Origin of the sequence: Streptomyces sp. NPDC001530, assembly GCF_042894545.1 — a bacterium.
Lineage (GTDB): Bacteria > Actinomycetota > Actinomycetes > Streptomycetales > Streptomycetaceae > Streptomyces.
In genome coordinates this window covers 201,684-208,687 of record NZ_JBIAVS010000022.1, presented here as the reverse complement: position 1 = coordinate 208,687, position 7,004 = coordinate 201,684, and the positions used below count along the sequence as shown (strand labels likewise).

The following is a 7,004-nucleotide window of genomic DNA, read 5'->3' as shown; positions in this document are numbered from 1 at the left end:
TCGTCGTGGTTGCGCAGGAAGATGCCCCACTGGCAGCCGGAGGGGATGGCGGGGGTCTTGGCGAGGATTTCCGACACCGGGTAGCGGGACTCGCGCCGCACCGCCATGAAGATGCGCGGCATGACGGGGAAGTGGAAGGCCATGTGGCATTCGTCGCCGCCGGAGGGGAAGTCGCCGAAGTAGTCGACCACGTCCTCGGGCCACTGGTTCGCCTCCGCCAGCAGCACCGTGTCCGGATAGAGGGCGTCGATCTCGGTCCGGACCCGCTTCAGGAAGTCATGGGTGGCGGGAAGGTTCTCGCAGTTCGTCCCCTCGACCTGGTAGAGGTACGGCACCGCGTCCAGCCGGAAGCCGTCGATGCCCAGATCGAGCCAGAAGCGGAGTGCCGCCAGGATCTCCTCCTGGACCCGTGGGCTCTCATAGTTGAGGTCGGGCTGGTGGGAGAAGAAGCGGTGCCAGAAGTACTGCTTGCGGACGGGGTCGAAGGTCCAGTTGGAAGCCTCGGTGTCCACGAAGATGATGCGCGCGTCCTGGTACTGCTTGTCGTCGTCGGCCCAGACGTAGTAGTCCCCGTAGGGGCCGTCGGGATGGGTGCGCGACTCCTGGAACCACGGGTGCTGGTCGCTGGTGTGGTTCATGACGAAGTCGATGATCACGCGCATGCCGCGCTGGTGGGCGGCGTCGACGAACTCGACAAAGTCGGCGAGATCACCGAACTCGGGCAGCACCGCGGTGTAGTCGGACACGTCGTACCCGCCGTCCCTGAGCGGGGACTTGAAGAACGGGGGCAGCCACAGGCAGTCGACGCCCAGCCACTGGAGATAGTCCAGCTTCGCGGTCAGGCCCTTGAGGTCGCCGACGCCGTCGCCGTTGCTGTCCTGGAAGGAGCGGACCAGGACCTCATAGAAGACGGCGCGTTTGAACCAGTCAGGGTCGCGATCCTTGGCCGGTGTGTCCTCGAACGTATCCGGGACAGGCTCGTTGACCATCATGCGGGTGACCCTCCGATCTGCGGTGAGGGGCGGACGGCGAACACATGCGCACCGCCCGGCTCCAGACGCACATAGTTGGCCCTGCCCCAGTGGTAGGTCTCGCCGGTGAGCTCATCGCGTACCGGCACCGACTCGTGCCAGTCCAGGCCGAGGCGCGGCATATCCAACGAGACCGTGGCCTCCTGGGTGTGGTGAGGATCGAGGTTCGCCACCACCACGATCGTGTCGTCGCCCGTGCGCTTGCCGTACGCGATGAGGGCGTCGTTGTCCGTCTCGTGGAAGTGGAGATTCCTGAGCTCGTGCAGGGCCTTGTGGCGCCGCCTGATCCGGTTCAGCCGGGTGATCAGCGGTGCGATCGTCGTGCCCTCGCGGTCGGCCGACTCCCAGTCGCGTGGCCGCAGTTGGTATTTCTCGGAGTTCAGATACTCCTCGCTCCCGTCGTGCAGCGGTCTGTTCTCGCAGAGTTCGAAGCCGCTGTACACGCCCCACGTCGGCGACATCGTCGCGGCCAGGACGGCCCGCACCTCGAAAGCGGGGTGTCCACCCTGTTGAAGGTAGCTGGGCAGGATGTCGGGGGTGTTGACGAAGAAGTTGGGCCGCATGAACGCGGCCGTCTCACCCGAGAGTTCGGTGAGGTACTCGGTCAGCTCCTGCTTGGTGTTGCGCCAGGTGAAATAGGTGTACGACTGCTGGAAGCCGACCGTCGCGAGCCTGTGCATGATCGCGGGTCGGGTGAACGCCTCCGCCAGGAAGATCACATCGGGGTCGGTGCGGTTGACCTCCGCGATCACCCGCTCCCAGAACACCACCGGCTTGGTATGCGGATTGTCGACGCGGAAGATCCGTACGCCGTGGTCCATCCAGTACCGCAGCAGCCGTACCGTCTCGGCGATCAGCCCCGGCATGTCCTCGTCGAAGGCGATGGGGTAGATGTCCTGGTACTTCTTCGGCGGGTTCTCGGCGTACGCGATCGTGCCGTCCGGACGGTGGTGGAACCACTCGGGGTATTTCTCCACCCACGGGTGGTCGGGGGAGCACTGGAGCGCGAAGTCGAGGGCGACCTCAAGGCCAAGGCGCGCGGCCCGGCGTACGAACGCATCGAAGTCGTCGATCGTGCCCAGGTCCGGGTGGATCGCGTCGTGACCGCCCTCCGGGGAGCCGATCGCCCAGGGCACACCGACATCCCAACGGTCCGCCGACAGGCTGTTGTTGGGGCCCTTGCGGAAGGTGGTGCCGATGGGGTGGATCGGCGGCAGGTAGACGACGTCGAAGCCCATCTCCGCGATGGCGGGCAGACGTTCGGCGGCCGTACGGAACGTGCCATGCACCCGCGGGTCCAGCCGGCCGCTCTCCGAGCGCGGGAAGAACTCGTACCAGGCGCCGTACAGCGCCCGTTTCCGTTCCACGAGCAGCGGCAACGGCAGTGAGCGGGTGAGCCGTTCACGCAGCGGGTGCTCCGCGAGGGCGGCGTCCACGTCCGGCGTCAGGGCGGCCGCGAGACGGTCGGCCGGCGGACGCGATGCGTCGCGCAGCGCGTGCGCGGCGGCCAGCACGGCGTCCCGGCCCGCCGACTCCGGTATCCCGGCGGCGGCCCGCTCGTACAGAGCGGCACCCTCCTCCAGGACGAGCTCGAGGTCGATTCCGGCCGGGACCTTGATCTCGGCGGTGCGGCGCCAGGCGGCGACGGGGTCGCTCCACGCCTCCACCAGGTAGGTCCAGTCACCCGCTTCTCCGGGTGTGACGTAGGCGCCCCAGCGGTCGCTGCCGGGGGTGAGTTCGCGCATCGGCGTCCAGGAGCCGAGGCGACCGCTCGGGTCGCGCAGCACGACATTGGCCGCGACAGCGTCGTGGCCCTCCCCGAAGACAGTGGCGGTGACCTGGAAGGTCTCGCCGCAGACTGCCTTCGAGGGGCGTCTGCCGCACTCAACGACCGGGCGGACATCCACGATCGGGATGCGGCCGGTGTCCGTGTTTGCGTCCATGGGTTTCGCCTCCGCCGTCCTGGGGGCCTCACCTGCGGTTCAGGTCGTGAGCTCGGTCTGCGCTTCAGATCCGTGCCGGAACGTCCCGCAGATAGTGCTCGGCGGCGTCCGCGGCCTCTCGCGCGCAGCGCTTCCCCATCAGGACGCACAGGGTGTACCCGGTGTTCTCGAAGTTGCCCCGCACCACGTGGTCGGCGGGGGCCGCGAGCAGCAGGCGTTCCCAGGCCCGGTATCTCTCCAGATGCCTGGCGACCTCGGCTTTGGCAGGCAGCAGCATCACGCTGGTCACCTTCCCACTCTCTGGACCGCGCACGGCTCGCCTGGATGGCGGATGAGGGCCGTGCGGGCAGGGGCTCCGACCCGTTACGGAAGTCAGAGCCCTCACCCATGGTGCCCGTACCGCCACTGAGCGTCTTGTTGGGTCTTCAACGACATTTGCGGGCGCTCTCGGGTTGCACGAATGGAGTAGTGCTCTCACTCTTGGACTGACTCAGAAGCGATCAGCGCTCACGCTTCGTGTTCGGGGCTCGGCCCGTAGGGGCGAGGAGGAGCGGGAGCTTCGCCGGTGAGGAGCCAACGACGATGAAACCTGCAGTGCCCTGCTACTACCACCTCGACGTCGAGGTCAGCCCGGAACGGGTCGGACAGGTCAGGCGCATTCTGGCCGCGCACCTCCGGTACTGGAACCTGGAGATTCTCGTCGAGTCCGTCTGCCGCTGCGCCGAAGCGCTGCTCCACACAATCGAGGAACACGCGCCGGACAAGAACACGACCATCGAGATGTGGTGGAACGGCCAGCACCTCATCGCCGCCGTCTCGGACAACAACCAGGACATCCGCCCGCACAACGCGCCCCAGGGCTGCCTGGCCCAGATTGCCGCGCTGAGCGACGGCTGGGGTTGCTGCGCCACCGGCGCCGGCGGCAAGATCATCTGGTTCTCGTGGCGCGCCCGGGCCGCCGAACGCGCCCCGCTGGTCCCGGCCGCACCCGCGCCCAGCCTGCGGGAGGCGCGCCAGACGCCCCGCCAGGCACCGCTGCCCGAGCCGGTGCTGGCCGGCTCCCGAGACGAAACGGAGGCTGCCGCCGCCGTCCGGTGATCCCGCGAGGACACGGAGGCCGCGATCGCCCGGGCGAAGCAACCGACTTCGCCCACTTCACCGAAGTCGCCGAACGCGTCGATCTCATCCCGATCGACGCGTTCGGCGATTCTCGTACGGTCACGCTCACCGAGGCCGCCAGCTTCGCGTGGCACTGCTGCCTCCCCGGCAGACGGCGTGCACCCCACCTCCTGGGCGGTGAAGCCACCGTCGACGGCGAGTGACGCCCCGGTGATGAACCGGGCCTCGTCGCTGAGCAGAAACGCGGCGAACGCCGCCACGAACCGGCGGCACAGGTCTGATCACGGCTTGCGGGCCACGCCCCCGTGGACGTCCGTGGGTTCGGGGGAGGTGCCGGGCTCCGGACGCCACAGGGGGCAGGACACGATGCCGGGCTTGACCAGTTCGAGGCCCTCGTAGTACGCACTGATCTGGGCAGGGCTGCGCAGCACGTACGGGATCGCGCCGGTGTCGTCGTAGCCCTGCTGGGCCTCCTTGAGCGCGGCGTCGGTGTCGGTGCTGTCGTAGTGCACGAAATAGCTGCCGGAGGGCAGGGCGGCCTGGAGGCGGCGGACGATCGACTTGGCCTCCTCGTAGTCCTGGATGTGGCCGAGGATGCCCATGAGCATCAGGGCGACGGGCTGGTCGAAGTCCAGGATCCGGGACGCCGCGTCGATGATCTTCTCGGGCTCGTGCAGGTCCGCGTCGATGTAGTTGGTGACGCCCTCAGGGGTGCTGGTGAGCAGCGCCTGGGCATGGCGGAGCACCAGGGGGTCGTTGTCGACATAGACGATGCGCGACTCGGGCGCCACCCGCTGCGCGACCTGGTGGGTGTTGTCGTACGAGGGCAGGCCGGTGCCGATGTCCAGGAACTGGCGGATGCCGAGCTCGCCGGTCACGAAGGTGACGGTGCGGATCAGATAGTCGCGGGAGGCGCGGGCCATGGTCTCGATGTTCGGGGCCACTTCGCGGTAGGCGTCGCCCGCCACCCGGTCGACCTCGTAGTTGTCCTTCCCGCCCATCCAGTAGTTCCAGATCCGAGCCGAGTGCGGCACCGTGGTGTCGATCTTGGACAGCGCCTCTTCGTCGGGGGTGGGTTGGCCGTCTGCCATGGGATGTCTCCTGCCGTACGTCCGCGGTCGGTCTCTAACCTATCGTCAACGCCTGTGTGAAGCCGCCCAGTTGGGGCTTCGGGGAAGCGGGAGCACGGATGGGATGACCCAGCTCCGCCGCGTCGAGCCTCACGACGGGGACATGCTGGGCCAGCGTGCGCAGCGCCCGCTCGTACGCGCCGACCGCCTCGGTGTCGTCCGCCTCGCCCGTCACATGGATGAGGGCGCCGTCGCGTTCGGCCACCGCCTCCGCGAAGTCGAGTGCCTGGATCCACGTCACGCGGGAGCGCCCGCGGCGCAGCGGGCCGTAGACCAGCTCGTGGACAAGGCTGCCGTCGATGGCCAACCGGCCCGGCGCGGCGAGGAGTTCGCGGTACGGCTGGGTGGGGTTCACATGGTGAAGGTGCCCGCGCGAGCGGCGGATCACGAATCCATGGCGGGCCAGTTCGGCGATCAGGCCGCTCCTGCCGATGCCGTCGGGGCCCTCGACGACCAGTGTTCGGCACTGGGTGAGGGCCTGGTGGAGGATCATCCCCACACCCACTCCCTCCCGGACGACCGACTCCCTCAGTGTGCGGGGGACAACCCGCACGGCGGGAGTGGGCGTGCGGGTTGTCCGGTTGCGCGGGCGTAGTGGTGGGGGCGCGCGCCCCCACCAGGGGCGCCCGTAGGGTCTCAGGGCCCCGCGGTTCGGGTGCTCAGGCGATCAGGAAGTCGGCCTGCCCGGACTTGGCGCCCTGGAGGAACGCGATCATCTCGTCCCGGGAGTACACCAGCGCGGGTCCTTCGGGGTCCCTGGACTGACGGAAGGCGACGCTCCCGTCGGGCAGTCGCTTGGCCTCGACACAGCTTCCGCCGTTCGTGCCACTCCAGGGCTTGTGCCAGCCCTCGGTTCCCAGATCGACGGCGGGCATGCCGCTGTAGACGGATCCCATGGATCACAACTCCTTACGCAGTTCACCCAGGATGGCCCTGGTCCGAGCGACCGGTTCCGCCTGCACGGACATCCGGTCCAGTACTTCGAGATAGCTGACGACGTCGTCGGGCCGGTCGACGTAGACCGCGCCGGCGAGGCTCTCGGTGTAGACGACGTCGGGGAGTTCGGAGAAGCCGAAGCGGAAGTGGTGGAAGGGGCCGAAGGCGCCCGGGTGGGCGCCCACCCGGAAGCGCATGATCTGGATCCGGACCTTCGGCATGTCCAGGACCTCGTGCAGCCGGTCGATCTGATCCTGCATCACCTCGGCCCCGCCGACCGGCCGGCGCAGCACCGTCTCGTCGAGAATCGCCCAGATCGCGGGCGCGTCCGGCTTGGCGAGCAGGTCCTGCCGCTTCATCCGCAAGGCGACGCGGCGGGCGATGTCCTCCTTCGACTCGTTGGGAAAGCCGACGCGCATGAGTGCGGTGGCGTAGTCGTGCGTCTGTAACAGGCCTGGAACGTAGTGGGGTTCGTAGAGACGGATGACGCTGGCTTCGCTCTCCAGGCTCACATAGGCGCTGAACCACTCCGGCAGTACGTCGCGGTACTTGTACCACCAGCCCGGCTGGTTGGCCTCCCTGGCCAGGGCGAGGAAGTCGTCGATCTCCGCCACCGGAACCCCGTAGGTGTGCAGCAACTCCCGCACGTACGGGATGCGGAGCCCGACCTCGGCCTTCTCGATCCGGCGGACCGTCAACGGAGTGACCTCGATGGCCCGTGCCGCGTCCTCGAAGGACACTCCCGCCTGCTCCCGCAGCTGTCGCAGCCGTTTCCCGAGAACCATCCGCAGGACGGTGGGTGCGCTGCCGCCAGAGCGGTTCTCGCTCACGTCCTACCTCCCGGA

9 protein-coding genes and 1 pseudogene are annotated in these 7,004 nt (G+C 68.2%); 2 read left to right on the top strand and 8 right to left on the bottom strand.

Annotated elements, in window-relative coordinates; all coding sequences use genetic code 11:
• From ACFY0T_RS38265 to ACFY0T_RS38255, 3 genes are all read right to left on the bottom strand, one after another.
• A partial coding sequence (locus tag ACFY0T_RS38265) for an alpha-amylase family glycosyl hydrolase (RefSeq protein ID WP_388881688.1) occupies window positions 1-992 on the bottom strand: 992 nt, incomplete at its 3' end.
• Window positions 989-2,974, bottom strand: a complete 1,986-nt coding sequence (locus ACFY0T_RS38260) for an alpha-1,4-glucan--maltose-1-phosphate maltosyltransferase (protein WP_388881685.1) — start codon at window positions 2,972-2,974, stop codon at window positions 989-991. The genes ACFY0T_RS38260 and ACFY0T_RS38265, both read right to left, overlap by 4 nt.
• A gap of 64 nt (window positions 2,975-3,038) precedes the next feature.
• Window positions 3,039-3,263, bottom strand: coding sequence for a DUF5133 domain-containing protein (locus ACFY0T_RS38255; protein ID WP_388881682.1), 225 nt, complete (start codon window positions 3,261-3,263; stop codon window positions 3,039-3,041).
• Window positions 3,264-3,556: 293 nt separating this feature from the next.
• Here ACFY0T_RS38255 and ACFY0T_RS38250 point away from each other — a divergent pair, with 293 nt between their 5' ends.
• Window positions 3,557-4,072: a pep a2 gene (locus ACFY0T_RS38250; RefSeq protein WP_388881680.1), complete on the top strand. Its 516-nt coding sequence runs from the start codon at window positions 3,557-3,559 to the stop codon at window positions 4,070-4,072.
• Window positions 4,069-4,296 carry a hypothetical protein gene (locus ACFY0T_RS38245; RefSeq protein ID WP_388881677.1) on the top strand — a complete coding sequence of 76 codons (228 nt, stop codon included), beginning with the start codon at window positions 4,069-4,071 and terminating at the stop codon, window positions 4,294-4,296. Before ACFY0T_RS38250 ends, ACFY0T_RS38245 begins: the two co-directional genes overlap by 4 nt.
• Window positions 4,297-4,308: 12 nt before the next feature.
• On the opposite strand, the pseudogene ACFY0T_RS38240 reads toward ACFY0T_RS38245, so the two are convergent.
• From ACFY0T_RS38240 to ACFY0T_RS38220, 5 genes and pseudogenes are all read right to left on the bottom strand, one after another.
• Window positions 4,309-4,353 (bottom strand): annotated as a pseudogene (locus tag ACFY0T_RS38240) (hypothetical protein); the annotation flags it as partial.
• 21 nt (window positions 4,354-4,374) lie between these two features.
• A complete protein-coding gene (locus ACFY0T_RS38235; protein WP_388881674.1) occupies window positions 4,375-5,184 on the bottom strand; it encodes an SAM-dependent methyltransferase in 810 nt (269 codons plus the stop codon).
• Between the two features lie 34 nt (window positions 5,185-5,218).
• The gene (locus tag ACFY0T_RS38230) at window positions 5,219-5,716 is read right to left on the bottom strand and encodes a hypothetical protein (RefSeq protein WP_388881671.1); all 498 of its coding nucleotides are present in this window, start codon (window positions 5,714-5,716) and stop codon (window positions 5,219-5,221) included.
• A 166-nt stretch (window positions 5,717-5,882) separates the two neighbouring features.
• Window positions 5,883-6,119, bottom strand: a complete 237-nt coding sequence (locus tag ACFY0T_RS38225) for a DUF397 domain-containing protein (RefSeq protein WP_388881668.1) — start codon at window positions 6,117-6,119, stop codon at window positions 5,883-5,885.
• A gap of 3 nt (window positions 6,120-6,122) precedes the next feature.
• On the bottom strand, window positions 6,123-6,989 hold the full coding sequence (locus ACFY0T_RS38220) for a helix-turn-helix domain-containing protein (RefSeq protein ID WP_388881665.1): 867 nt from the start codon (window positions 6,987-6,989) through the stop codon (window positions 6,123-6,125).
• Between the last annotated feature and the right edge of the window lie 15 nt (window positions 6,990-7,004).

Excerpts from the sequence above, each read along its gene's own strand:
- ACFY0T_RS38260 (WP_388881685.1), bottom strand. The coding sequence starts at position 2,974 with ATGGACGCAAACACGGACACCGGCCGCATCCCGATCGTGGATGTCCGC.
- ACFY0T_RS38250 (WP_388881680.1), top strand. The coding sequence starts at position 3,557 with ATGAAACCTGCAGTGCCCTGCTACTACCACCTCGACGTCGAGGTCAGC.
- ACFY0T_RS38235 (WP_388881674.1), bottom strand. The coding sequence starts at position 5,184 with ATGGCAGACGGCCAACCCACCCCCGACGAAGAGGCGCTGTCCAAGATC.
- ACFY0T_RS38230 (WP_388881671.1), bottom strand. The coding sequence starts at position 5,716 with ATGATCCTCCACCAGGCCCTCACCCAGTGCCGAACACTGGTCGTCGAG.
- ACFY0T_RS38225 (WP_388881668.1), bottom strand. The coding sequence starts at position 6,119 with ATGGGATCCGTCTACAGCGGCATGCCCGCCGTCGATCTGGGAACCGAG.